We start from the raw sequence: 25074 nt of genomic DNA on the forward strand, positions 1-25074 counted from the left end.
TGGGGGCACCCCCACGAGCCCCGCGAGTAGGGGGCGGTCACCATGAGGCAGGGCTCACGCCGCTGCCGCCGTATCTTTGCTCTTCAACGGAGGTTGCGGCGTGACCGAGTTCGAGCTCATCACGATGGGGCGCGTCGGCGTCGACATCTATCCCGAGCAGGTCGGCGTCCACCTCGAGGACGTCACCTCGTTCGCCAAGTTCCTCGGTGGCAGCTCCACGAACGTCGCCGTGGCCGCGTCGCGCCTGGGCCACCGGGTCGCCACCATCACGCGTACGGGCAACGACCCGTTCGGCCGGTTCATCCACACGGCCCTGAAGGGCTTCGGCGTCGACGACACCTGGGTGACCCCCGTCGCCGGCCTGCCGACCCCCGTGACGTTCTGCGAGATCTTCCCGCCGGACGACTTCCCGCTCTACTTCTACCGCGAGCCCAAGGCGCCGGACCTCGAGATCGACGTCGACGAGCTCGACTACGACGCGATCCGTGCCGCCGACGTCTTCTGGGTCACCGGCACCGGGTTGTCGCAGGAGCCCAGCCGCGCCGCTCATCTCGCCGCCCTCGAGGCACGTGGCAAGCGGGGCATCACGGTGCTCGACCTCGACTACCGCCCGATGTTCTGGGAGTCCGCCGAGGCGGCCACCGCCCAGATCCAGGCCGCACTGCCGTACGTCTCGGTGGCTGTGGGCAACCGCGAGGAGTGCCAGGTGGCGATCGGCGAGACCGATCCCCAGGCCGCCGCCAAGGCGCTGCGGGCCACCGGCGTCGAGCTGGCCGTCGTGAAGCAGGGCCCTGCGGGCGTGCTCGGCGTACGCGGTGACGAGTCGGTCGTCGTCCCCCCGGTGCCCGTCGACGTCGTCAACGGCCTCGGTGCCGGCGACGCGTTCGGCGGCTCGCTCGTCCACGGCCTGCTCAGCGGCTGGGACCTCACGACCACACTGGCGTTCGCCAACGCCGCCGGTGCCTACGTCGCCGGGCAGCTGTCCTGCGCCGATGCCATGCCCACCGCCGACCAGGTCGCCGCGGTGCTCGAACGGGGGAAGGTCTGATGACCACCGTCAACGCCGAAAGCATCGCGAGCGTCGTCACGACGCGCGCGCTCCATCCCGAGCGGATCGCCGAGTTGGCCGCTGCCCGCCGGCAGCCGTCGGGGCTCGTGGGGGAGACCGGCCGGCTGCTGCTGGTCGCCGCCGACCACCCGGCTCGTGGAGCCCTGCGCGCCGGCGACGACGCGTTGGCGATGGGTGATCGTGCCGAGCTGCTCAGCCGCATGGTGCGGGCGCTCGAGCGACCGGGAGTCGACGGCGTGCTCGGCACGGCCGACGTCATCGAGGACCTGCTGCTGCTCGGTGCGCTCGAGGGCAAGGTCGTCATCGGCTCGATGAACCGCGGCGGCCTGGCCGGCACGGTGTTCGAGATCGACGACCGGTTCACCGGCTACGACGCCGGAGCGATCGCCGCGGCGGGCTACCAGGGCGGCAAGATGCTGTTCCGCATCGACCCCGAGGACCCCGCGACCCCGGCAACGATGCAGGCGTGCGCCAACGCGGTCGACGAGCTCGCCGCGCAGCAGGTCATGGCGATGGTCGAGCCGTTCATCTCGCGTCGCGACGCCGAAGGCCGCATCCGCAACGACCTCACCACCGAGGCCGTCGTCCGGTCGGCCACCGTCGCGGCCGGGCTCGCCAGCACGTCGGCCTACACGTGGCTCAAGCTGCCGGTCGTCGACCACATGGACGCCGTGCTGGCCGCCACGACCCTCCCGGTCGTGCTGCTCGGTGGCGAGGTGTCTGCCGACCAGGAGGCCCAGTTCGCCGCGTGGTCCAAGGCGCTGGCCAGCCCCAACGTCCGCGGCATGGTCGTCGGCCGCACGCTCCTGTTCCCGCCCGACGGCGACGTCGAGGGCGCCGTCGACGCGACCGTTGAGATGATGACGCCGTGAACCCGGTGCTGCGTACGGTCGAGGAGATCACGCCGGAGTCGGCGGGCTGGGCCTACTGCGGACTGCGGATCCTCGAGCTGGCTGCCGGCGAGGGCGAGACCCTCAGCACCGACGGTTCTGAGTACGTCGTCCTGTCGCTCGGCGGCTCTGCCGAGGTGACGGTCGACGGCCACACGTACGCCTTGGAGGGCCGCAGCAGCGTGTTCGCCGGCCCGAGCGACGTCGTGTACGCCCCGCGCGACGCCGAGCTGACTGTCACCTCGGCAGCCGGCGGCCGCTTCGCGCTGACGTCGGCGCGCTGCGACAACCGCCTCGAGCCCGCCTACCTGCCCAAGGCCGACGTGCCCGTCGAGATGCGAGGCGCCGGCCAGTCGAGCCGCCAGGTCAACAACTTCGGCATCCCCGGCGTGCTCGACGCCGACCGGATCATCGCCTGCGAGGTCCTGACTCCCGGTGGCAACTGGTCGTCCTGGCCGCCGCACAAGCACGACGAGGAGCGCGAGGGCGAGACGGCGCTCGAGGAGATCTACTGGTTCGAGGTCGCTGACGGCCCCAACGGACCCGGCATCGGCTTCCAGCGCGTCTACGGCCACGAGGGCGCCGACATCGACGTGACGGCGGAGATCCGCACCGGCGACGCCGTGCTGATCCCGCACGGCTGGCACGGGCCCTCGATCGCCGCTCCTGGCTACGACCTCTACTACCTCAACGTCATGGCGGGCCCCGGCGCCGAGCGGGCGTGGCTGATCTGCGACGACCCGGCGCACACCTGGGTCCGCGACACCTGGGCCGACCAGCTCGTCGACCCACGACTGCCTTTCGGGAGGACCGCATGAGCACACGTCTGACCGTCGCCCAAGCGCTGGTGCGCTTCCTGGAGGCGCAGCACGTCGAGCGCGACGGCGCCGAGAACCCGTTCTTCGCCGGCTGCTGGGGCATCTTCGGTCACGGCAACGTCGCCGGCGTCGGCCAGGCGCTCCTCGAGCGTGAGGTCGCCGGCGATCCGTCGCACCTGCGCTATCTCCAGGGCCGCAACGAGCAGGCCATGGTGCACGCCGCCGTGGCGTACGCCCGACAGCGCGACCGGCTCGCGACGATGGCCGTCACCGCGTCAGTCGGCCCCGGCGCCACCAACATGGTCACCGGCGCGGCGCTCGCGACGATCAACCGTCTCCCCGTGCTGCTGCTGCCGGGCGACACGTTCGCCACCAAGGTGGCCAACCCCGTCCTCCAGGAGCTCGAGGACCCGGCCAACGGCGACATCTCCGTCAACGACGCGTTCCGGCCGGTCTCGGCCTACTTCGACCGCGTGCACCGCCCTGAGCAGCTCGCGCCGGCCCTGCTCCAGGCCATGCGGGTGCTGATCGACCCGGCCGCGACCGGCGCCGTGACGCTCGCGCTGCCGCAGGACGTGCAGGCCGAGGCATGGGACTGGCCCGACGAGCTGTTCGCCCGCCGGGTCTGGCACGTCTCCCGTCCCGTCCCCGAGCCCGCGGCGCTCGACCGTGCGGTCGCCGCGATCCGCTCGGCCCGCAAGCCGCTGGTCGTCGCCGGCGGTGGTGTCACCTACAGCCGTGCCAACGACGCGTTGCGCGCCTTCGCCGAGGCCACCGGCATCCCGGTCGCCGAGACGCAGGCCGGCAAGGGCGCTCTGGCGTACGACCACCCGCAGGCCGTGGGTGCGATCGGCGCCACCGGCACGACGGCCGCCAATGCCCTCGCGGCAGAGGCGGACCTCGTGATCGGCGTCGGCACGCGCTACAGCGACTTCACGACGGCGTCGCGCACGGTCTTCGCCGCCGCCGACGTCCGCTTCGTCAACCTCAACGTGTCGGCCTTCGACTCGCACAAGCTCGCCGCGACGAGCCTCGTGGCCGATGCGCGCGTGGGCCTCAATGCCCTCACGGCAGCCCTCGACGGCTGGCAGGCCGACGCGGCTCACACCCAGCGGGCGACGCAGCTCGCGGGGGAGTGGGACTCGATCGTCCAGGCTGCGTACGACCAGGACCACCAGCCGTTGCCGGCCCAGTCCCAGGTCATCGGCGCCGTCAACGAGCTGTCCGACCCGCGCGACATCGTGCTGTGCGCCGCCGGCTCGATGCCCGGTGACCTGCACAAGCTGTGGCGCACGCGCGACCGCAAGGGCTATCACGTCGAGTACGGGTTCTCCTGCATGGGCTACGAGATCGCCGGCGGACTCGGGGTCAAGCTGGCCGCCCTCGACGAGGAGGCTCTGTTTGACGAGGCCGGCCGCGACGTGTTCGTCATGGTCGGCGACGGCTCCTACCTGATGATGAACACCGAGCTCGTGACCGCGGTCGCGGAGGGCGTCAAGATCATCGTCGTGCTGGTGCAGAACCACGGCTTCGCCTCGATCGGCGCCCTGTCCGAGTCGCTCGGGTCCCAGCGGTTCGGCACGCAGTACCGCTACCGCACCGAGACGGGCCTCGACGGCGACCGACTGCCGGTCGACCTCGCCGCCAACGCCGCGAGCCTCGGCGCCGACGTCCTGCCGGTCACCGGCATCGAGGACTTCCGCGCGGCGATCCTCAAGGCCAAGCAGTCCAGCCGGACGACCGTGATCCACGTCGAGACCGACCCGCTCGTCCCCGCTCCGGACAGTCCGGCATGGTGGGACGTCCCGGTGGCCGAGGTCTCCGCTCTCGACAGCACCCAGCAGGCCCGCGCGGCGTACGACGAGCACAAGACCCACCAGCGCAGCCACCTTGCGCCCACCGACAACGAGAAGGACCACGGATGACGACGTACGACCACTGGATCGCCGGAGCGAGCGTGCCCGGCGAGAGCGACCGGTTCGCCGACGTTTACGACCCTGCCGTCGGCAAGCCGAAGTCGCAGGTACGCCTGGCGACCGCCGGCGACGTCGACGCCGCCGTGCAGGCCGCCGCCACGGCGTACGAGACGTGGAGCGAGACGTCGGTGACGGCGCGCTCGCGCATCATGTTCGACTTCCGGCAGCTGCTCGTCGAGCACGAGGACGAGCTCGCCGCGATCATCTCGTCCGAGCACGGCAAGACGCTCGACGACGCCAAGGGCGAGGTCGTGCGCGGCCGCGAGGTCGTCGAGTTCGCCGCGGGCATCCCGCAGCTGCTCAAGGGCGAGTTCAACGACCAGGTGTCCGGTGGCGTCGACTCCCACACGTTCCGCCAGGCGATCGGCGTCGTCGCCGGCATCACGCCGTTCAACTTCCCGATCATGGTGCCGCTCTGGATGCACCCCGTCGCGATCGCGTGCGGCAACACGTTCGTCCTCAAGCCGTCCGAGCGTGACCCGGGCGCGTCCGACCTGGTCGCACGCCTCTACCAGCAGGCCGGCCTGCCCGACGGTGTGTTCAACGTCGTGCACGGTGACAAGGTCGCGGTCGACGCGATCCTCGAGCACCCGGGCGTCGCCGCCGTGTCGTTCGTCGGCTCGACCCCGATCGCCAAGTACGTCCACGAGGGCGCCTCGCGTACGGGCAAGCGGGTGCAGGCGCTGGGTGGTGCCAAGAACCACGCCGTCGTGATGCCCGACGCCGATCTCGACTTCGCCGCCGACCACATCGTCGCGGCCGGCTACGGCTCGGCCGGGCAGCGGTGCATGGCGATCAGCGCCGTCGTCGCCGTCGGACCCGCCGCCGACACGCTCGTCGACAAGATCCGCGAGCGCTCGACCGACCTCAAGGTCTCGGTCGGCACCGATCCCGACGCCGAGATGGGCCCCGTCGTGACCGCGGCGTCCCGTGACCGCATCATCGACTACATCGGCCAGGGCGAGGACGCCGGCGCCAAGGTCGTCGTCGACGGCCGCGACCTGGTCGTCGAGGGCCACGAAGAGGGTTTCTTCGTCGGCCCGACCCTGCTCGACCAGGTCACCACTGACATGTCGGTCTACACCGACGAGATCTTCGGACCCGTGCTCACCGTGCTGCGGGTTCCGACGCTGGACGCTGCCATCGAGCTCATCAACTCGAATCCGTACGGCAACGGCACAGCGGTGTTCACTTCCTCGGGTGAGGTGGCACGTACTTTCCAGCGGAAGGTCCATGTGGGCATGATCGGCATCAACGTGCCGGTCCCGGTCCCCATGGCCTTCCACTCCTTCGGAGGCTGGAAGGACTCACTGTTCGGCGACCACCACATCCACGGTCCCGAAGGGGTGAGGTTCTACACCCAGGCAAAGGTGGTCACCACCCGGTGGCCGCACGTCAGCGAGGACTCCCTCGCCCAGCTGAACTTCCCGACGGCACACTAAGCCCGACCATCCAATGGCCCCGGGACCCGAGAAGAGAAGGAACACCACCACATGAAGAGAATCAAGATTGTCGGCGCGATCGTTGCCGCCGGCGCTCTGCTGGCCGCATGCAGTGGCACCGGCAGCGACGAAGGCACGGACAAGACCGCCAAGAAGGACTACACCTACGCGGTCGTGACGCACGGTTCGCCCGGCGACGCCTTCTGGGACCGGGTCAAGTCAGGTGCCGAGCAGGCCGGGAAGGACTACGGCGTCAAGGTCGAGTACAGCTCGGACGGCGATCCCGCCAAGCAGTCGCAGCTGATCGACGGCGCGGTCGCCGACAAGGTCGACGGCATCGTCGTCTCGATGGCCAACCCCGACGGCCTCGAGGACAGTGTCAAGAAGGCCGTCGCCGCAGGCATCCCGGTCATCACGATCAACTCCGGCGTCGACAAGTTCAAGGCGTTCGGCGCGATCACCCACATCGGCCAGACCGAGACGATCGCCGGCCAGGCCGTCGGTGAGCGACTCAAGGGCGAAGGCCTCAAGAACGCCATCTGCGTCATCCAGGAAGCCGGCAACATCGGCCTCGAGGAGCGCTGCAAGGCGGTTGCCGAGACGTTCGGCGGCAAGGTCCAGAACCTGCAGGTCGACGGCACGGACGACAGCGCGGTCCAGTCGACGATCACGTCGAAGCTCCAGGCCGACAAGTCGATCGACACCGTGCTGACGCTCGGTGGCCAGTACGCGATCGACGCCGTGGGCGCCGTCAAGGACTCCGGCAGCAGCGCCAAGGTGGCGACGTTCGACCTCTCCGAGGACGTCATCAAGGACATCCAGGCCGGATCGATCCTGTTCGCGGTCGACCAGCAGCCGTACGTCCAGGGCTTCCTGGCCGTCACGGGTCTCTACCTGAAGTCGATCAACGGCAACGACATCGGTGGTGGACAGCCGATCAACTCCGGCCCGGCCTTCATCACGAAGGACAACGCCGCAGCCGTCCTGAAGTACGCCGCAAACGGCACACGCTGAGCTGACCGGGGGCCCGGCAACCGCCGGGCCCCCGGCCCTCATCCCCATTCACTTGCAGGCTCGACGATCACTCACGGCGTCGACGAACGGAGTCACCTATGACCACAGCCACCCTGGACGACGAACGCATCGCGCGTACGTCGACCCTGACCAAGCTGCTGAAACGCCCGGAGATCGGTGCGCTCGTCGCGGCCATCGTGATCTTCGCGTTCTTCGCCCTGTCGACCGACGCGTTCGCCACCCCGAGCGGTTCCAGCACCTGGCTGCGCGGCGCCTCGACGATCGGCATCATGGCCGTCGCGGTCGCGCTGCTGATGATCGGCGGCGAGTTCGACCTCTCCGCCGGCGCCATGACCGGGTTCACCGGCCTCGTGGTCGGCGTGCTGACCCGTGAGTACGGCGTCAACATCTGGGCCGCGATCCTCGTGTCCCTCGCCCTCGCCCTCGTGATCGGCGCGATCAACGGCATCCTGGTGATGCGCACAGGCCTTCCGAGCTTCATCGTGACCCTCGGGACGTTCTTCGTCCTGCAGGGCATCGACCTCGCCGGCACCAAGGCCCTCACCGGCCAGGTGGCGATCCAGGGCATGACCCAGGTGCCGTTCTACGACCAGGCCAAGAAGGTCTTCGGCTCGGCGCTCGAGGTCCAGCCGCACTGGTTCAACCTCGACCTCAAGTTCATGCACCTCGACTTCGACTGGTCGCGTCCGCTGACGATCAACGCCTCGGTGTTCTGGTGGATCGGCGTGACCGCGCTCGCGACCTGGGTCCTGCTGCGTACGCGCACCGGCAACTGGATCTTCTCCGTCGGCGGCGCCCAGACCGCCTCGCGCCAGATCGGCGTGCCGGTCTTCAAGACCAAGGTCGGCCTGTTCATGACGACCGCGGGCGCCGGCTGGCTCGTCGGCATGCTGCTGATCTTCACGACGTCCACGGTGCAGAGCAACACCGGCGTCGGCCAGGAGTTCATCTACATCATCTGCGCCGTGGTCGGAGGCTGCCTCATGACCGGTGGCTACGGCTCGGCGATCGGTGCCGCCTTCGGCGCGCTGATCTACGGCATGGTCAGCCAGGGCATCGTCTACGCCGGTTGGGACAACAACTGGCTCAAGGCGTTCCTCGGCGTCATGCTCCTGGGAGCGGTGCTCCTCAACGAATGGGTTCGCAAGCGGGCGGAGACGGCAAAATGAGCAAGGACGAAGCAGCATCACCGGTCACCAACGTGTACGCCCCGCCGCCACGCGGCACGGCGATCATCGAGGTCCGCGACATCGGCAAGCGCTACGGCAACATCATCGCGCTGAGCGACGTCTCGACGTCCGTACGCGCCGGTGAGGTGACGTGCGTGCTCGGCGACAACGGTGCGGGCAAGTCGACGTTCATCAAGATCCTCGCGGGTGCACACGAGCACACCGACGGGGAGCTGCTGATCGACGGCGAGAGCCACACCCTGTCGAGCCCTCGCGCCGCCCTCGAGCTGGGCATCGCGACGGTCTACCAGGACCTGGCAGTCGTTCCGCTCATGCCGGTGTGGCGCAACTTCTTCCTCGGCAGCGAGATCACGAAGGGTGTCGGACCGCTCAAGAAGCTCGACATCGACTTCATGAAGGCCACGACGAAGTCCGAGCTGTCGGCGATGGGCATCGACCTGCGTGACGTGGAGCAGCCGATCGGCACGCTCTCGGGCGGCGAGCGGCAGTGCGTCGCGATCGCCCGTGCGGTCTACTTCGGCGCCCGGGTGCTGATCCTCGACGAGCCGACGGCGGCGCTGGGCGTGAAGCAGTCCGGTGTCGTGCTGAAGTACATCGCCAAGGCCCGCGAGCGCGGACTCGGCGTCGTCTTCATCACCCACAACCCGCACCACGCCTACCCGGTCGGTGACCGGTTCATGCTGCTGCGGCGTGGCAAGAGCATGGGCGACTTCCCCAAGGCGGACCTGACGCTCGAGGACCTCACCGCGATGATGGCCGGCGGCGAGGAGCTGGAGTCCCTCGCGCACGAGCTCGCGGAGACGATGGGTGCCGACTCGGCGATCGCCCAGGAGCTGAAGGCCGACGTCACGTGACGGCAGAGCTCCGCGTCGGCATCGTGGGCCTGGGCTGGATGGGCCAGGTCCACGCCCGGGCGCTGAGCCGGCTGACCCAGCACTACACCGACAGCCCGTTGCGGCCCCGGCTCGTCGCCGTCGCCGACCCGGCGGACGACGACCGTACGGAACGCGCCGCGCAGGCCTTCGGTTTTGAGCACCAGCTCACCGACTGGCGCGAGCTGGTGGCCCGGGACGACATCGACCTGGTGTGCGTGACGGGTCCCAACTTCATCCACCGGGACGTCGCGGTCACCGCGGCCCGGGCCGGCAAGCACGTGTGGGTCGAGAAGCCCGCAGGACGCAACGCCGAGGAGACCGCCGAGATCGTCGCGGCGGTCGAGGCAGCAGGCGTCCAGTCCGCGGCCGGGTTCAACTACCGCAACCCGCCGGCCGTCGAGCTCGCCCGCGAGCTGGTGGCATCCGGACGGCTCGGCACGGTCGAGCACACGTCCGTACGCTTCGTGTCCGACTACGCCGCACACCCCGACGGCGCGTTGTCGTGGCGGTTCCGGAACGAGTTCGCCGGCAGCGGGGTGCTCGGTGATCTCGTCAGCCATGCGGCGGACCTCGTCCGCTACGTTGTCGCCGACATCGACGAGCTGATCGCCGACCGGGCGACGTTCATCCCCGAGCGTCCCGAGGCCCGGCCCGGCGCGATGCACTACGAGCGCGGCTCGGGTGCCATGGGGCAGGTGGAGAACGAGGACTACGTCTCCGCGCTCCTGCGGATCGCCGGCGGGTCGCGCGGCATCCTCGAGGCGAGCCGCTCGGCCGTGGGGGAGCAGAACACGTACGGCATCGAGGTGCACGGCACGACCGGTGCGCTGAAATGGGACTTCCGCCGCATGAACGAGCTGCAGGTCTGCCTCGACCAGGACTACCAGGACGCGTTCTACGCGACCCGCTACGCGACGCCGGGCGACGGTGAGTTCGGCGCGTTCCAGCCCGGCGCCAACAACCCCATGGGCTTCGACGACCTCAAGGTCATCGAGGCCCGCAGGCTCGTGCAGTCCATCGCCGACGGCAAGCCGCACGGCGCCACCATCCATGACGCGCTGATCGCAGCGCGCACCGTCGACGCGATGATCGTGTCGGCCGACGAACGAAAGTGGGTGTCCTTGTGAACCAGCGACTGCGAGTGGGCGTCGTGGGCGCCGGAGCGATGGGCGCATCGCACGTGGCCACCCTGGCTGCCGGGGTGCCGGCCGCCCAGGTCACGCGCGTGTTCGACATGGACACCGCGCGCGCCAAGGAGATCGCCTCATCGGTCGGCGCGGAGATCGCCGACTCGGCGGAGTCACTCGTGACCGGCTCGGACGTCGATGCCGTCGTCATCGCCTCGCCCGACTTCACCCACGCCGACCTGGCCGTCGCCTGCATCGCGGCCGGCAAGCACGTCCTGTGCGAGAAGCCGCTCGCGGTGACCGCCGACGACGCGCGCCGCGTCGTCGACGCGGAGGTCGGCCTCGGCCGCCGGCTCGTGCAGGTCGGCTTCAACCGCCGGTTCGACCCCGGCTTCCTCGACCTCAAGGCGTCGATCGACGACGGCACGCTCGGCGAGGTGCGCGTCGTGCACGGCATCCACCGCAACGCCTCCAACTCCACGAGCACCGACGACGCCGGTCTCGTGACCGGGTCGATGATCCACGAGTTCGACACGTTCCGCTGGCTGCTCGACGGCGAGATCGTCGGCATCCGCGTCGAGTCGCCGATCGTCGACGGCTTCCGCGACCCGCAGGTCGCGACGTTGTGGACCAGCGGCGGCCAGATGATCACCGCAGAGGTCTTCGTCAACGCCGGCTACGGCTACGACGTACGCGTCGAGGTCGTCGGGACGGGCGGTTCGGCATCGCTGGAGCCGCGCACCCCGGTCGTACGCCGGATCGCCGGCACGGGTGGCAGCACGATCGGCAGCGACTTCGTGGCCCACTTCATCGAGTCCTACCGGCTCGAGCTCGCGGCCTGGGCCAAGGCATCGCTGGCCGGATCCGTGGTCGGCGCGAGCGCATGGGACGGCTACGTCGCCAACCTGGTCGCCGCTTCAGGCGTACGTGCCCTCGGCTCGGGGGTGCGCGAGGCCGTCGACGTACCGGAGCGCCCGGGCCTGTACGCCTGACCGTGCGTCGTCAGGCGTGGGGCGCGCCGGCGTTCACGCTGTCAGCGAACAGCCGTGTTTTCGCGTGTGTTCGATCGCCGGGCCGTCTAGGTTTGGGGACGTGAACACACCGGATACCCCCAGCCCCATGTCGCCGAGAATGGCCGGCGAGGCCGGCCCCTCGGATCTCGACGGCCACATCTACCAGCGGCTGCTCAAGGAACGCATCGTGTTCCTGGGCTCCGAGGTCCGCGACTCCAACTCCAACGCGATCTGTGCGCAGATGCTGCTGCTCAACGCCGAGGACCCGCAGGCCGACATCTACCTCTACATCAACTCGCCGGGCGGCTCAGTCGACTCCGGCATGGCGATCTACGACACGATGCAGTTCATCTCCAACGACGTCGCCACGTTCGGCATGGGCCTGGCCGCCTCGATGGGCCAGTTCCTGCTCGCTGCGGGCACGGCCGGCAAGCGCTACGCCCTGCCGCACGCGCGGATCATGATGCACCAGCCCTCGGGCGGCATCGGCGGATCGGCGTCGGACATCAAGATCCAGGCACAGCAGAGCCTGCTGCTCAAGAAGCAGCTCAACGAGCTCCAGGCCCAGCACAGTGGCCAGAGCGTCGAGCAGATCGAGCTCGACTCGGACCGCGACCGGTGGTTCACGCCGGCCGAGGCCAAGGAGTACGGCCTCATCGATCACGTCGTCGCGAGCGCAGGAGACCTGGCATCATGAGCTACTACATCCCGCAGTGGGAAGAGCGCACGTCCTACGGCTTCCGGCGCATCGATCCGTACGCCAAGCTGTTCGAGGACCGCATCATCTTCCTCGGCACGCCGATCAGCGATGACGTCGCCAACGCCGTCATGGCGCAGATGCTGTGCCTCCAGGCGATGGACCCCGACCGCGACATCAGCATCTACATCAACAGCCCTGGCGGCTCGTTCACGGCGCTGACCGCGATCTACGACACGATGCGCTACCTCAAGCCCGACGTGCAGACGATCTGCCTCGGACAGGCTGCCTCGGCCGCCGCGGTGCTCCTCGCCGCCGGCACGCCGGGCAAGCGCCTCGCGCTGCCCAACAGCCGCATCCTGATCCACCAGCCCTACACCGAGGGCACCGGCGGCCAGATCTCCGACCTCGAGATCCAGGCCAACGAGATCCTGCGCATGCGCGAGCTGATGGAGAAGATGATCTCCGACGCGTCGGGCAAGCCCGTCGAGGAAGTCAGCCGCGACGTCGATCGCGACAAGATCCTCACCGCAGCGCAGGCGCTCGAGTACGGCCTGATCGACGAGGTTCTCGAGACGCTCAAGGTCCCCGCGGTCTAGGCGACACGCACGACGACATACGGCGCCGTGACCGAGACGCAGGGCACATTCGCCGCTAGGGTGAAAATGTTGCTCTCTCGGTCACGGGCCGCCTCCGGCTCCAACCGCGCACGACGAAGAAGGGACTCTCCACGTGGCACGCATTGGTGAAACCGCCGATCTGCTCAAGTGTTCTTTCTGCGGAAAGAGCCAGAAGCAGGTCAAGAAGCTCATCGCCGGCCCCGGCGTCTACATCTGCGACGAGTGCATCGACCTGTGCAACGAGATCATCGAGGAGGAGCTCGCCGAAGGCGCCGAGCTGAGCCTGGGCGAGCTGCCCAAGCCCCACGAGATCTACGACTTCCTCAACGGCTACGTCATCGGCCAGGACGGCGCCAAGAAGTCCCTGGCGGTGGCGGTCTACAACCACTACAAGCGCGTCCAGGCCCAGGTCGGCAGCTCACGGAGCAAGGACGACCAGGTCGAGCTGGCCAAGTCCAACATCCTGCTCGTCGGACCGACCGGCTGCGGCAAGACCTACCTCGCGCAGACCCTGGCCCGCATGCTCAACGTGCCGTTCGCGATCGCCGACGCGACGGCCTTGACCGAGGCCGGCTACGTCGGCGAGGACGTCGAGAACATCCTCCTCAAGCTCATCCAGGCCGCTGACTACGACGTCAAGAAGGCCGAGACGGGCATCATCTACATCGACGAGGTCGACAAGATCTCCCGCAAGAGCGAGAACCCCTCGATCACGCGTGACGTGTCGGGCGAGGGCGTGCAGCAGGCGCTGCTCAAGATCCTCGAGGGCACGACCGCGTCGGTGCCCCCGCAGGGCGGGCGCAAGCACCCGCACCAGGAGTTCATCCAGATCGACACGACCAACGTGCTGTTCATCGTCGGCGGTGCGTTCGCCGGCCTCGACCAGATCATCGAGCAGCGCAGCGGCAAGACCAGCCTCGGCTTCAACACCGGGCAGGTCGACATCGGCAAGACGGTGGCCCCCGAGAAGCTCTACTCCAAGGTGCTGCCCGAGGACCTGCTCAAGTTCGGCCTGATCCCGGAGTTCATCGGCCGCCTGCCGGTCATCGCCGCGGTCGACAACCTCGACAAGGATGCCCTCGTCGCGATCCTGACCGAGCCGCGCAACGCGCTGACCAAGCAGTACGTCCGGCTGTTCGAGATCGACGGCGTCGAGCTGGAGTTCGGTGCTGACGCGGCCGCAGCGATGGCCGACCTGGCACTGGCCCGGGGCACCGGCGCTCGCGGACTCCGCTCGATCATCGAGGCGGTGCTCGAGCCGGTCATGTACGAGATCCCGAGCCGTGACGACGTGGCCAAGGTCATCGTGACGGCCGAGACCGTCGCCGGCACCGAGGGTCCGACGATCCTCACCCACGACGAAGTGGCCAAGAAGGCCTCCTAGGTTCTGCTCCACCCGTACCGTCGGTAGGTTGGGCGCATGACCTCAGTCGACATCGCCCTGCTCGGAGCCACCGGATTCACCGGAGGGCTGACCGCCGACTATCTCGGCGAGCACCTGCCGCCGGGCGGCTCGTGGGCGATCGCCGGCCGCAACCAGGCCAAGCTCGAGGCCGTCGCGGACCGCATCGAACGGCTCGGTGGCGTCCGCCCCGAGATCATCTCCGCCGACATCGGCAACGCCGACTCGATGGCCGCGCTGGCCAAGAGCACCCGCGTGCTGGTCACGACGGTCGGGCCCTACCTCAAGTACGGCGAGGCCGCGGTCAAGGCGAGCGTCGAGGCCGGCATCGCGTACATCGACCTGACCGGTGAGCCGCAGTTCGTCGACGACATGTGGCTGAAGTACCACGAGCGGGCCGTCGAGACCGGCGCTCGCATCATCCACGCCTGCGGGTTCGACTCGATCCCGTACGACCTCGGTGTCCTCTACGCGGTCGAGCAGCTGCCCGAGGACGTGCCGATCCACGTGCGTGGCTACATCCGCGCCAATGCGGAGTTCTCCGGCGGCACCTACCACTCGGCGATCAACCAGTTCTCGTCGATGCGAGAGTCGGGCAAGATCGCCGGCGCCCGACGCAAGGCCGAGCCGCGTCCCGAGGGTCGCAAGGTCCGGGGCTCCGGCAAGCTCGGCAAGGCGCCCGAGCTCGGTGGCTGGGGCGTCCCGATGCCCACGATCGACCCGCAGATCGTGCTCCGCTCGGCACGTACGCTCGGGCGCTACGGCCCGGACTTCACCTACTCGCACTTCGCCCACTTCAAGACCCGCCGCATGGTCGCCGCCTCCGGCCTCGGTCTCGGCGTCGCGTTCCTCGGTGCGCAGCTGCCGCCCACCCGCGCACTGCTGCTCAAGGTCAAGGACCCCGGTGCCGGTCCGTCCGAGGCCAAGCGCGCGAAGTCCTGGTTCACGTTCAACGTCTTCGCCGAGGGCGGCGGCAAGAAGGTGCACGCAGAGGTCACCGGCGGCGACCCCGGCTACACCGAGACGTCCAAGATGCTGAGTGAGTCCGCACTCTGCCTGGCGTACGACGACGTGCCCAAGGTCGCGGGACAGACCACCACGGCCGTGGCGATGGGTGACGCGCTGATCACGCGGCTGCAGGCGGCCGGCATCACGTTCCGCACCGTGTCCTAACAGCGCGTGTGACCTATTCGTGGCGGCGAACTTCTCACACCAGCCCCGCGGGAATCGGCGGCGTCTCGGACGTAGGGTGAAGGCATGGACTTCGCCGGAGTCGTCACCACCGTCCTGACCTCGAGCGATGCCCCTCCGGGCCTCCTCCCGGCGCGCGAGCAGATGGCGCTGTCGCTCGGCTGGCACATCATCCTCGCGTGCTTCGGCGTCGCGTTCCCGACGATGATCTACGTCGTCCATCGCCGCGGCATCGTGCGTGACGACCCGGTCGCGCTGGGGCTCGCCAAGCGATGGGCCAAGGTCTCGGCGGTGCTGTTCGCGATCGGGGCGGTGTCCGGCACCGTGCTGAGCTTCGAGATGGGCATCCTGTGGCCCGGGCTGATGGGCAAGTTCGGGGACGTCCTCGGCCTGCCGTTCGCCTTCGAGGGTCTGTCGTTCTTCGTCGAGGCGATCTTCCTCGGCATCTACCTGTACGGCTGGGACCGCATGCTGCCGCGGCGCCACCTCATGATGCTGATCCCGATGGGCCTGGCCGGCATCGTCGGCACGTTCTGCGTCATCTCGGTCAACGCGTGGATGAACAACCCGACTGGCTTCAAGCTCGTCGACGGAGAGGTCACCGACGTCAATCCGTGGCGTGCGATGTTCAACGACGGCGTCTACCTGCAGTTCGCGCACATGTGGTTCGCCGCGTTCATGGTCGTCGGCTTCGTCGTCGCCGGCGTCTACGCGGCGGGCATGCTCAAGGGCCGCGTCGACGCCCACCACCGGTTGGGCTTCACCGTCCCGTTCGTGTTCGCCACGATCGCCGCCGTCGTGCAGCCGTTCATCGGGCACATCCTGGGCCTGCGCGTCGGCGACACCCAGCCGTCCAAGCTTGCGGCGTTCGAGCTCGCGACGACGACCGAGCAGCCTGCTCCGCTGCGCCTCGGCGGTGTCCTGATCGACGGCAAGGTGCACGGCGCGATCGACATCCCCAAGATCGGCTCGCTCATCGCCCGCAACTCGTTCGACAAGCCCGTCCCGGGCCTCGACTCGGTGCCCGCGGCGGACCGGCCTCCGGTCAACATCACCCACCTGGCGTTCCAGTCGATGGTCGGCATCGGCACGCTGCTGGCCATCGTCGTCGTGCTGTTCTGGCTGGCCCGCTGGCGCGGCCACGACCTGCTGCCCAAGCGCTGGTTCCTGCGCGGCGCCGTCATCGCCGGTCCGCTCGCGATCCTCGCGATGGAGGCCGGCTGGATCGCCACCGAGGTCGGCCGGCAGCCGTGGGTCGTCTGGGGCATCCTGCGGACCGAGGATGCCGCGAGCCAGAGCGCCGGCCTGTGGTGGAGCTACGCCATCGCGGTCGTCGTCTACGTCGGCATGACGATCGGGGCGTTCGTGGTCCTGCGGTCGATGGCCCGCCGATGGCGCGCGGGCGAGGAGGACCTCCCGAGCCCGTACGGACCAGGCACCGCGACGGTCGACGGGAGCGCCCGATGAGCCTCGCAGTCGTGGTCGCGGTCGCGATGTTCGCCGGGATCGTGCTGTACGCCTTGTTCGGCGGTGCGGACTTCGGCTCGGGCTTCTTCGACCTGACGGCGGGCGGGTCGGAGCGCGGCGGCGAGCTGCGGGTCCTGATCGACCACAGCATCGGGCCGGTGTGGGAGGCCAACCACGTCTGGCTGATCTACATCCTGGTGATCTGGTGGACCGGCTTCCCGGAGACGTTCGCCGCCGCGACCACGACGCTCACGCTGCCCCTCGCGCTGGCGCTGGTCGGCATCGTGCTGCGCGGTGCCAGCTTCGCGTTCCGCAAGTACTCCGCGACGCTGGCCCAGGCGAGGCTCTTCGGCGCGGTGTTCGCCGGGTCGTCGCTGATCACGCCGTTCTTCCTGGGTGCGGCCGCCGGGGCGGTCGCGTCAGGTCGCGTACCCGCCGAGGGCAACGGCGACCAGCTCAGCTCGTGGCTGCACCCGACGTCGCTGTTCGGCGGCCTGATCGCGGTGGGCACGTGCGCGTTCCTCGCCGGTGCCTTCCTGACCGCGGATGCCGCCCGCTCGGGTCACGGGACTCTGAGCGAGACGTTGCGAATCCGTACGATCGGAGTCGGCATCGTCACGGGCATCGTCGTGTTCGCGGCGCTCGTGCCGATCAAGCACGACTCGCCGACCCTGAGCGACCGCCTGCTGGGGCCAGCCGCGCCGCTGATCGTCGCCTCTGCCGCGGCCGGTCTGGCCACGCTCGTCCTGCTGTACCGCCGCCGGTTCGCACCCGCACGCGTCACGGCGGTCGCCGCGGTGGCCGCCGTCGTCGTCGGCTGGGGTGTCGCGCAGTACCCATGGATGCTGGTCGACCAGGTCAAGATCTCCGCCGCCGCAGGGGCCGACGCGACGCTCGCCGGACTGCTGGTCGTCGTCGGGCTCGCCGGTGTGATCGTGGTGCCCGCGCTGGCCTACCTGTTCTGGCTCACCCAGAGCGATCGGTGGACCGAGACCCACTGACGGTCGGTCAGTCGACGAGCGCCGGGGTCGCCTCGACCGCGAAGCCGTCGACGGCTTCGTCGGCGACATAGGTCGGCTCCGCGACGACACGGCCCGCGGCGAGCACGTCACTGATCGCGAGCCGCACGAGGTCGAGCCGAGCCTTGGTCGCACTGATCGTGAGGGTGCTGATCTCGGTCTTCTGGCTGACCTTGGCGGTCGACTTGGCACCGCGGATGTCGGCCAGGACCGACGCCGCCGAGCTCAGCAGAGCCGGGTCATGGCTGTCCGTCGCCAGGTCGACGTCGTTGACCGGCCATGCGGATCGGTGGATCGAGCCCTCCTGCCACCACGACCAGACCTCTTCGGTCACGTAGGGGAGGAACGGCGCGAGCAGGCGCAGCTGCACCGACAGGGCGAGCACGAACGCGCTCCGGGCCGACTGACCGGCAGCGTCGTCCCGCCGCGAGCGCTCCTTGACGAGCTCGAGGTAGTCGTCGCAGAAGTCCCAGAAGAACTTCTCAGCGACCTCGAGGGCCGTGGCGTAGTCGTACTCCTCGAACCGGGCCGTGGCCTCGTCGACGACGAGCCGCAGGCGGCTGAGCATCGCGAGGTCGATCGCCTCGGTCACGCGAGAGGGATCGAGGTCGCTCGCACCGGCGCCGAGTCCGTAGGCCTCCTCGGAGGCGAGCACGAACTTGCTGGCGTTGAGGACCTTCATCGCGAGGCGGCGACCGACCTTCATCTGCGCCTCGTCGAACGGCGAGTCGGCGCCCGGGCGTGCACCGGCGGCGCGCCAGCGGACCGCGTCGGCGCCGTACTTGTCGAGGATCTCGTCGGGGACGACGACGTTGCCCTTGGACTTGCTCATCTTCTTGCGGTCGGGGTCGACGACGAAGCCCGAGAGGGCGGCATGGGTCCACGGCGCGACACCGTGCTCGAGGTGTGCGCGCACGATCGACGAGAACAGCCAGGTGCGGATGATGTCGTGACCCTGCGGTCGCAGGTCCATCGGGAACGTCCGCTCGAACAGGTCGGGGTCGCGCTCCCAGCCGCAGATGATCTGCGGCGTCAGCGACGAGGTCGCCCACGTGTCGAGGACGTCCGGGTCGGCGAGGAACCCTCCGGGCTCACCGCGCTGGGACTCGGTGAAGCCCGGCGGAACCTCGGACGACGGGTCCACCGGCAGGCTGGCCTCGTCGGCGAAGATGGGATCGTCGTAGTCGGGCTCACCGTCGGCGTCGAGGCGATACCAGACCGGGAACGGGATGCCGAAGAAGCGCTGGCGCGAGACGAGCCAGTCGCCGTTGAGGCCTTCGATCCAGTTGGTCAGGCGCGACTGCATGTAGGCCGGCACCCAGTCGATCTCGTCGCCGCGGGCCACGAGCTTCTGGCGAAGGTCCGCGTCGCGTCCGCCGTTGGTGATGTACCACTGGCGGGTCGACACGATCTCGAGCGGCTTGTCGCCGCGCTCGTAGAAGTTGGCCATGCGCTGCGTGGGGGTCGGCTCGCCGTCGAGCTCGCCGGTCTCGCGGAGCGCGGCGACGACCGCCTCGCGGGCCGAGAACGTCGTCTTGCCGGCGATCTCCTCGTAGCGAGCGGCACCGTCACCGGTGATCCACGCGGGGGTCTCGCGCAGCACGCGGCCGTCGCGGCCGATGATCGTCCGGTTGGGCAGCTGCAGCTCGCGCCACCACTGGACGTCGGTGAGGTCGCCGAACGTGCAGGACATCACGATGCCGGATCCCTTCTCGGGATCGGCGAGGGTGTGCGCCACGACAGGCACCTCGACGCCGTAGAGCGGGGACGTCACGGTGGTGCCGAACAGCGACTGGTAGCGCTCGTCGTCAGGGTGCGCGATCAGCGCGACGCAGGCCGCGATGAGCTCGGGGCGGGTCGTCTCGATGATCACGGGGGAGTCGCTGCCGTGGAACGCCACGCGGTGGTAGGCGCCGGGATACTCGCGGGCCTCGAGCTCTGCCTGGGCGACCGCGGTCTGGTAGGTGACGTCCCAGAGCGTCGGCGCGTCCTGCTGGTAGGCCTCGCCGCGCGCGACGTTGCGCAGGAAAGCGCGCTGCGAGACGACCTGGGAGGCGTTGCCGATCGTCGTGTACTGCTGCGACCAGTCGACGCTGAGTCCCAGCGTGCGCCAGAGCTGCTCGAAGACCTTCTCGTCCTCCTCGACGAGCTCGTTGCACAGCTCGACGAAGTTGCGCCGGCTGATCGGGATCTGGCGCTTGGCGTCGGGCTTCTCCGGAGCGGTGAAGTCGGGGTCGTACGGCAGGGACGGGTCGCAACGGACGCCGTAGAAGTTCTGGACCCGGCGCTCGGTCGGCAGGCCGTTGTCGTCCCAGCCCATCGGGTAGAAGACCTCTTTGCCGCGCATGCGCTGGTAGCGGGCGATGAGGTCGGTGTGCGTGTAGGAGAAGACGTGACCGACGTGCAGCGAGCCCGAGACGGTCGGCGGGGGAGTGTCGATCGAGTAGATCTCGTCGCGGCTCTTCGTACGGTCGAACGTGTAGGTGCCCAGCTCGGCCCAGCGGGCGGACCAGGTGGCCTCGAGGCCTTCGAGGACGGGCTTCTCCGGGACTGTGTTCACAGCAGGCAAGTCTATGTGCGACGGGTCGACGCTCAGGCATCGGCGTCGCGGGCCACCGTGGTGGTGACCCGCGACGCCGACAACCGGAACCTAGGCGTCGACCTTGGCGTAGACGGCGTCGTCACCGGGCTGGGCGATCTCGACGTCGTCCTTCTTGGCCAGCTGGCTGGGCCACCAGATGTGCCGGCCGATGTCGAGGTTGAGCGCGGTCACGAGCACCGAACGAACGATGATCGTGTCGAGCAGCACGCCAACTGCGACCACGAATCCCAGCTCGGCGAGGAACACCACGGGGATCGAGCCCAGGACGGCGAACGTACCGGCCAGCACGAGACCAGCCGACGTGATCACGCCACCGGTGGCACCCAACCCGATCAGTGCTCCGCGGCGCGTGCCGTTCTGCAACGACTCCTCCCTGACTCTCGTCATGAGGAAGATGTTGTAGTCGATGCCGAGCGCCACCAGGAACACGAACGCGAACAGCGGGAAGGACGAGTCCGCCCCGGCGAAGTCGAACACGTGCTTGAACACCAGGGCACCGATGCCCAGGGCCGCACCGAACGACAGCACGACCGTGACGAGCAGGATCAGCGGCGCGGCGAGAGCCCGCAGCAGGAGCGCCAGGATGATGAACACCGCGATCAGGACGATCGGGATGATCAGCTTGTTGTCGGCCGACGAGGCCTCCTGGACGTCCTTGTTGATCGCCGTGTTGCCACCGACCAGGGCGTCGGCGCCCGGCACCTTGTGCACCGCGTCGCGGACCCGGTCGACCGTGTCGAACGCCGTGGTCGAGTCGGGCGACGAGGTCAGCGTGCCCTCGAGGTAGGCGACACCCTTGGCATCCCCCTTGACCTCGACGCTCGCCGGGTCGATCCCCTTGACCGATGCGAATGCCGTCTTGACGGCATCTGCGTGGTCAGCCTTGGTGATGACCGCAACGGGAGAGCCTGCCCCACCGTCGTAGTGCTTCGCCAGCTCCTTGTCGGCCGTGATCGACGGCTGCGTCTTGGTGAAGCTGTCCTCGTTGGTCAGGCCGTTGGCGTCGAGCTGGAAGACCCCCAGGGAGAACGCACCGAGCACCAGGGCGGTGACGATCCAGACGAAGCGGGGCTTCTTGGCGATGCGACGGCCCACCCGGCCCCAGATGCCGGACTCGTTGCGCTCAGGGTCACCGAAGTGCGGGATGAACGGCCAGAACACCCAACGGCCGAAGATCACGAGCAGCGCCGGCAGCAGCACCATCATCATGAGCAGCGCCACGACGATGCCCGCCGCGGTCACGGGACCGAGGCTGCTGGTGGAGTTCATCTGGGCGAAGATCAGGCAGAGCAGGCCGATGATCACGGTGGCACCACTGGCGATGATGGCCGGACCCGCGCGGTGCAGCGCATGCGCCATCGCCTCGTGGTGGTCCTGGTAGTGCCGCAACTCCTCGCGATAGCGAGCCACGAGCAACAAGGCGTAGTCGATGCCGGCACCCAACGTCAGGATGCTGAGGATGGCCGCGCTCTGGCCGTTGACGGTGAGCCCGAAGCCCTTGGCCAGCACGTAGACGACTCCTTGAGCAGTCAGCACGCTGGCGACACCACAGATCAGCGGGATCAGCCACAGCACGGGGCTGCGATAGGTCAGCAGCAACAGGATGATGACCACGCCGACGGCGGACGCGAGCAGAATACCGTCGATGCCCTCGAACGCCTTGGCCTGGTCGGCACCGAGCGCGGCCGGGCCGGCGATCTTGACGTCGAGCCCACCGGTGTTCTTGTCGGCGACGTCACGGATGTCCTCGACCGCGTCGGGAAGCTTGTCCCAGCCGTCGTCGCCCATCTTGATCGTGGGGATGACCTGGAGCGCCTTGCCGTCCTTGGAGGGGATGGGGCCGACCACGTCGTCGCCGACGAGCTTGACGTCCTTGAACGCCTCGGCGTCGGCCTTGGCCTTGGCCAGGTCGGCCGGCGTGATGCCCGAGTCACGGACGTAGAGCACGACGGCAGGAGCGCTGTCCGGGTCGGAGAACGCTGTGGACTTGTTGATGACCTTGGTCGACTCGGCGTCGCCGGGCAGCCACGCAGCGATGTCGTTCTGCTGGACGCTGGTGAGCTTGAATCCCAGCATGGCCATTCCGATGATGAAGACGAGTGCCACGCCGAGCGTGACCCATTTGGCCCAGCGGTGGGCGATCCAGCCCGCGATCTGGCGGTTCATGAAATTCTCCTCGGGTGAGCGTCCGATCGGGACGCGAGACACGGTGACAACATCATGACGTAATGCACCGACAAATGTGACATAGGTGGTGCCCCTGATCGTCCCCTGATGTCCTGCGACAATGGTCGACGATGACTGTCACCTACGCGGAGGTCGAGCGCGCGCTCCTCGGCCGGTGGCCCGAGACACGTCTCGAGCCGTCCCTCGACCGGATCGCCGCGATCTGCCGACTCCTCGGAGATCCGCAGCGCGCCTACCCGGTCATCCACCTCACCGGCACCAACGGCAAGACCTCGACGAGCCGCATGGTCGACACGTTGCTGCGTGCCCTCGACCTGCGCACGGGGCGCTTCACGAGTCCCCACCTGCAGTCGATGACCGAACGCATCTGCCTCGACGGCGTGCCGCTGTCCGAGGAGCTGTTCGTCGACGCGTTCGCCGATGTCGCGGCGTACGCCCAGATCGTCGACGACTCATCGGAGCACCCGTTGTCCTACTTCGAGATGATCACCGCCATGGCGTTCGCGGCCTTCGCCGACGCGCCGGTGGACGCCGCGGTCATCGAGGTCGGGATGGGCGGGTCGTGGGACGCGACCAACGTCGCCGACGGCCAGGTCGCGGTGATCACGCCGATCGGCGTCGACCACGAGCGCTACCTCGGCGATCGTCCGGAGATCATCGCGGTCGAGAAGGCCGGCATCATCAAGCCCGGGTCCCACGCCGTCATCGCGCAGCAGGAGGACGCCGTCATGGACGTCCTGATGCGTCGCGCGGTCGACGTCGGCGCGATCGCGCTGCGTGAGGGCGTCGACTTCGGCGTCAACCACCGCACGACGGCGGTCGGTGGCCAGCAGATCGACCTGCAGGGCGTCGCGGCGGCCTACTCCGACATCTTCCTGCCGCTGCACGGTGCGCACCAGGCGCACAACGCGGCGTACGCGCTGGCGGCCGTCGAGGCGTTCACCGGTACCAAGGAGCTCGACCCCGACCTCGTGCGCGAGGCGTTCGCGCAGGTCACCTCTCCGGGCCGGCTCGAGGTCGTACGTCGCAGCCCCACCGTGCTGCTCGATGCCGCGCACAACCCGCACGGTGCCCGGGCGACCGTCGAGGCGGTGCAGGACGCGTTCACGTTCAGCCCCTTGATCGGTGTCGTCGGCGTCATGGCCGACAAGGACGTCGAGGAGATGCTGCGCACGTTCGAGCCCGTCATGGCCGAGATCGTATGCACCCAGAACAGCCAGCCCCGCTCGATGCCCGCAGCAGAGCTGGCCGAGATGGCTGAGGACATCTTCGGCGCCGAACGGGTCATCCGTGAGTCGCGGCTCGACGACGCGATCGAGCGCGCCGTGGCCATGGCCGACTCCGCCGAGGGCAACGAGGACGCGATCGGCAGCGGCGGCGTGCTGGTCACCGGCTCGGTCATCACGGTCGGGGAGGCGCGCGTGCTGTTCGGGGGAACGCCTTCATGAGGGGGATGTGCTCGGCGATGCTGACGCTCGAGGCCGTCATTCTCGCGCTCGCCGTCCCAGTGATGATCTCGGTCGAGGACGTCAGCAAGCCCTTGGCGCTGGTCTCGGGCCTGGGGCTCGCGCTCCTCTGCATCCTGACCGCAGGCGCGTTGCGTCGCCCCCAGGCGTACGTCGTGGGGCACGCGATCCAGGTCGGCGCGATCGCGCTCGGCTTCCTCGTCACGGTGATGTTCTTCGTCGGCGCGATCTTCGCGGCGCTGTGGTTCGGCGCGTTCTTCGTGGGCCGCCGCATCGAGGAGGACAAGGCTCGCTGGGCCCGGGAGGCCGGCGACGCCTGAGGCGTGTCAGACACCTCCCTCCCGCGCTAGTGTCGAGGTCATGGTGCGCGTTCTGGCGGTCGCCGACGAGGAGGTGCCCGCGATGGAGTCGCGGGTGCGTGACCTGCACGTCGACCTGGTGCTCGCCGCGGGTGACCTGCCGTGGGGCTACCTGGAGTCGCTGATCGCGCTCGTCGACGCGCCGGCGGTCTACGTGCCCGGCAACCACGATCCCAGCACAGCCGGCGGCAAGGGCCCCCGTGGCTTCGTCGATCTCGATGGCCGGGTCGCCACGGTCGGCGGGCTGCGCATTGCCGGGCTGGGTGGCTGCGTCGTCTACAACCACGGCCCGCACCAGTACACGCAGAAGGAGTACGACCGGCGTGCCGGCAAGCTGCTCAAGGCGGCCCGGGCCGCGGGTCCCGTCGATGTCCTGTTGACGCACGCACCGCCGCTCGGCCTCGGCGACGAGCCCGATGGCCCGCACGTCGGCATCTCGGCGCTCGTCGGAGTCCTTGAGACGTTGCAGCCGGCGTGGCACCTGCACGGCCACATCCATCCGTACGGGATGCACAAGCCCGATCGCGAGCTCGGCCCCACGACGATCCGCAACGTCATCCCGTGGCAGGTCATCGAGATCGAGTCGGCGTCGGCTCCGGCAGCCTCCGGACCCGGGAGGCGGGGCTGAC

At 69.0% G+C, this 25074-nt stretch carries 21 protein-coding genes; 19 read left to right on the forward strand and 2 right to left on the reverse strand.

The window, feature by feature from the left end:
- Positions 1 to 100: 100 nt before the first annotated feature.
- From iolC to ASE12_RS18990, 16 genes are all read left to right on the forward strand, one after another.
- Positions 101 to 1048 carry a 5-dehydro-2-deoxygluconokinase gene (gene iolC, locus ASE12_RS18915; RefSeq protein WP_255355475.1) on the forward strand — a complete coding sequence of 316 codons (948 nt, stop codon included), beginning with the start codon at positions 101 to 103 and terminating at the stop codon, positions 1046 to 1048.
- On the forward strand, positions 1048 to 1941 hold the full coding sequence (locus tag ASE12_RS18920) for a hypothetical protein (protein WP_056404170.1): 894 nt from the start codon (positions 1048 to 1050) through the stop codon (positions 1939 to 1941). Before iolC ends, ASE12_RS18920 begins: the two co-directional genes overlap by 1 nt.
- Complete coding sequence (gene iolB / locus ASE12_RS18925; RefSeq protein ID WP_056404172.1) at positions 1938 to 2777, forward strand: 5-deoxy-glucuronate isomerase; 840 nt, start codon at positions 1938 to 1940, stop codon at positions 2775 to 2777. Before ASE12_RS18920 ends, iolB begins: the two co-directional genes overlap by 4 nt.
- A complete protein-coding gene (iolD, locus tag ASE12_RS18930; RefSeq protein WP_056404174.1) occupies positions 2774 to 4702 on the forward strand; it encodes a 3D-(3,5/4)-trihydroxycyclohexane-1,2-dione acylhydrolase (decyclizing) in 1929 nt (642 codons plus the stop codon). Before iolB ends, iolD begins: the two co-directional genes overlap by 4 nt.
- Positions 4699 to 6195 (forward strand): CoA-acylating methylmalonate-semialdehyde dehydrogenase, encoded by a 1497-nt coding sequence (locus ASE12_RS18935; protein ID WP_056404176.1) that lies wholly within the window; start codon positions 4699 to 4701, stop codon positions 6193 to 6195. Before iolD ends, ASE12_RS18935 begins: the two co-directional genes overlap by 4 nt.
- A gap of 51 nt (positions 6196 to 6246) precedes the next feature.
- The gene (locus tag ASE12_RS18940; protein WP_056404178.1) at positions 6247 to 7209 is read left to right on the forward strand and encodes a sugar ABC transporter substrate-binding protein; all 963 of its coding nucleotides are present in this window, start codon (positions 6247 to 6249) and stop codon (positions 7207 to 7209) included.
- 98 nt (positions 7210 to 7307) lie between these two features.
- Positions 7308 to 8399: an ABC transporter permease gene (locus ASE12_RS18945; protein ID WP_056404179.1), complete on the forward strand. Its 1092-nt coding sequence runs from the start codon at positions 7308 to 7310 to the stop codon at positions 8397 to 8399.
- Positions 8396 to 9274: an ATP-binding cassette domain-containing protein gene (locus tag ASE12_RS18950; protein WP_200955052.1), complete on the forward strand. Its 879-nt coding sequence runs from the start codon at positions 8396 to 8398 to the stop codon at positions 9272 to 9274. Before ASE12_RS18945 ends, ASE12_RS18950 begins: the two co-directional genes overlap by 4 nt.
- Positions 9271 to 10422: a Gfo/Idh/MocA family protein gene (locus ASE12_RS18955; protein WP_157413060.1), complete on the forward strand. Its 1152-nt coding sequence runs from the start codon at positions 9271 to 9273 to the stop codon at positions 10420 to 10422. Before ASE12_RS18950 ends, ASE12_RS18955 begins: the two co-directional genes overlap by 4 nt.
- Positions 10407 to 11414: a Gfo/Idh/MocA family oxidoreductase gene (locus ASE12_RS18960; protein ID WP_304439353.1), complete on the forward strand. Its 1008-nt coding sequence runs from the start codon at positions 10407 to 10409 to the stop codon at positions 11412 to 11414. Before ASE12_RS18955 ends, ASE12_RS18960 begins: the two co-directional genes overlap by 16 nt.
- 139 nt (positions 11415 to 11553) lie before the next feature.
- On the forward strand, positions 11554 to 12132 hold the full coding sequence (locus ASE12_RS18965) for an ATP-dependent Clp protease proteolytic subunit (RefSeq protein WP_157413119.1): 579 nt from the start codon (positions 11554 to 11556) through the stop codon (positions 12130 to 12132).
- Entirely contained in the window at positions 12129 to 12731 is a 603-nt protein-coding gene (locus ASE12_RS18970; protein WP_056404183.1) for an ATP-dependent Clp protease proteolytic subunit, read from the forward strand. Before ASE12_RS18965 ends, ASE12_RS18970 begins: the two co-directional genes overlap by 4 nt.
- 133 nt (positions 12732 to 12864) lie before the next feature.
- The gene (clpX, locus tag ASE12_RS18975; protein ID WP_056404185.1) at positions 12865 to 14136 is read left to right on the forward strand and encodes an ATP-dependent Clp protease ATP-binding subunit ClpX; all 1272 of its coding nucleotides are present in this window, start codon (positions 12865 to 12867) and stop codon (positions 14134 to 14136) included.
- Positions 14137 to 14172: 36 nt separating this feature from the next.
- The gene (locus ASE12_RS18980) at positions 14173 to 15327 is read left to right on the forward strand and encodes a trans-acting enoyl reductase family protein (RefSeq protein WP_056404186.1); all 1155 of its coding nucleotides are present in this window, start codon (positions 14173 to 14175) and stop codon (positions 15325 to 15327) included.
- Positions 15328 to 15411: 84 nt separating this feature from the next.
- Positions 15412 to 16812, forward strand: a complete 1401-nt coding sequence (locus tag ASE12_RS18985) for a cytochrome ubiquinol oxidase subunit I (RefSeq protein WP_056404188.1) — start codon at positions 15412 to 15414, stop codon at positions 16810 to 16812.
- Positions 16809 to 17813 (forward strand): cytochrome d ubiquinol oxidase subunit II, encoded by a 1005-nt coding sequence (locus ASE12_RS18990; RefSeq protein ID WP_056404189.1) that lies wholly within the window; start codon positions 16809 to 16811, stop codon positions 17811 to 17813. The genes ASE12_RS18985 and ASE12_RS18990 overlap by 4 nt, the downstream gene beginning before the upstream one ends.
- A gap of 7 nt (positions 17814 to 17820) precedes the next feature.
- On the opposite strand, the gene valS is transcribed toward ASE12_RS18990, so the two are convergent.
- Positions 17821 to 20400, reverse strand: coding sequence for a valine--tRNA ligase (gene valS / locus ASE12_RS18995; protein ID WP_056404192.1), 2580 nt, complete (start codon positions 20398 to 20400; stop codon positions 17821 to 17823).
- A gap of 81 nt (positions 20401 to 20481) precedes the next feature.
- The gene (locus ASE12_RS19000) at positions 20482 to 22599 is read right to left on the reverse strand and encodes an MMPL family transporter (protein WP_056404193.1); all 2118 of its coding nucleotides are present in this window, start codon (positions 22597 to 22599) and stop codon (positions 20482 to 20484) included.
- Positions 22600 to 22730: 131 nt separating this feature from the next.
- Between ASE12_RS19000 and ASE12_RS19005 the strand changes: the two genes are divergently transcribed.
- The 3 genes from ASE12_RS19005 to ASE12_RS19015 are packed head-to-tail and all read left to right on the forward strand — an operon-like array spanning position 22731 to position 25073.
- Positions 22731 to 24068 carry a folylpolyglutamate synthase/dihydrofolate synthase family protein gene (locus tag ASE12_RS19005; RefSeq protein WP_056404195.1) on the forward strand — a complete coding sequence of 446 codons (1338 nt, stop codon included), beginning with the start codon at positions 22731 to 22733 and terminating at the stop codon, positions 24066 to 24068.
- Positions 24065 to 24406 (forward strand): DUF4233 domain-containing protein, encoded by a 342-nt coding sequence (locus tag ASE12_RS19010; protein ID WP_056404197.1) that lies wholly within the window; start codon positions 24065 to 24067, stop codon positions 24404 to 24406. The genes ASE12_RS19005 and ASE12_RS19010 overlap by 4 nt, the downstream gene beginning before the upstream one ends.
- Positions 24407 to 24446: 40 nt before the next feature.
- Complete coding sequence (locus ASE12_RS19015) at positions 24447 to 25073, forward strand: metallophosphoesterase (RefSeq protein ID WP_056404198.1); 627 nt, start codon at positions 24447 to 24449, stop codon at positions 25071 to 25073.
- The last annotated feature ends 1 nt before the right edge of the window (position 25074 follow it).

It is taken from the genome of Aeromicrobium sp. Root236 (assembly GCF_001428805.1).
Lineage (GTDB): Bacteria > Actinomycetota > Actinomycetes > Propionibacteriales > Nocardioidaceae > Aeromicrobium.

What these genes read in the sequence shown, in the direction of transcription:
- ASE12_RS19000 (WP_056404193.1), bottom strand. Translation starts at nt 22,599, where the DNA reads ATGAACCGCCAGATCGCGGGCTGGATCGCCCACCGCTGGGCCAAATGG.
- ASE12_RS19010 (WP_056404197.1), top strand. Translation starts at nt 24,065, where the DNA reads ATGAGGGGGATGTGCTCGGCGATGCTGACGCTCGAGGCCGTCATTCTC.
- ASE12_RS18920 (WP_056404170.1), top strand. Translation starts at nt 1,048, where the DNA reads ATGACCACCGTCAACGCCGAAAGCATCGCGAGCGTCGTCACGACGCGC.
- ASE12_RS18970 (WP_056404183.1), top strand. Translation starts at nt 12,129, where the DNA reads ATGAGCTACTACATCCCGCAGTGGGAAGAGCGCACGTCCTACGGCTTC.
- ASE12_RS18935 (WP_056404176.1), top strand. Translation starts at nt 4,699, where the DNA reads ATGACGACGTACGACCACTGGATCGCCGGAGCGAGCGTGCCCGGCGAG.
- ASE12_RS18965 (WP_157413119.1), top strand. Translation starts at nt 11,554, where the DNA reads ATGGCCGGCGAGGCCGGCCCCTCGGATCTCGACGGCCACATCTACCAG.
- ASE12_RS18985 (WP_056404188.1), top strand. Translation starts at nt 15,412, where the DNA reads ATGGACTTCGCCGGAGTCGTCACCACCGTCCTGACCTCGAGCGATGCC.
- ASE12_RS19015 (WP_056404198.1), top strand. Translation starts at nt 24,447, where the DNA reads ATGGTGCGCGTTCTGGCGGTCGCCGACGAGGAGGTGCCCGCGATGGAG.
- ASE12_RS18990 (WP_056404189.1), top strand. Translation starts at nt 16,809, where the DNA reads ATGAGCCTCGCAGTCGTGGTCGCGGTCGCGATGTTCGCCGGGATCGTG.
- ASE12_RS19005 (WP_056404195.1), top strand. Translation starts at nt 22,731, where the DNA reads ATGACTGTCACCTACGCGGAGGTCGAGCGCGCGCTCCTCGGCCGGTGG.
- ASE12_RS18940 (WP_056404178.1), top strand. Translation starts at nt 6,247, where the DNA reads ATGAAGAGAATCAAGATTGTCGGCGCGATCGTTGCCGCCGGCGCTCTG.
- ASE12_RS18980 (WP_056404186.1), top strand. Translation starts at nt 14,173, where the DNA reads ATGACCTCAGTCGACATCGCCCTGCTCGGAGCCACCGGATTCACCGGA.
- ASE12_RS18950 (WP_200955052.1), top strand. Translation starts at nt 8,396, where the DNA reads ATGAGCAAGGACGAAGCAGCATCACCGGTCACCAACGTGTACGCCCCG.
- ASE12_RS18945 (WP_056404179.1), top strand. Translation starts at nt 7,308, where the DNA reads ATGACCACAGCCACCCTGGACGACGAACGCATCGCGCGTACGTCGACC.
- iolD (WP_056404174.1), top strand. Translation starts at nt 2,774, where the DNA reads ATGAGCACACGTCTGACCGTCGCCCAAGCGCTGGTGCGCTTCCTGGAG.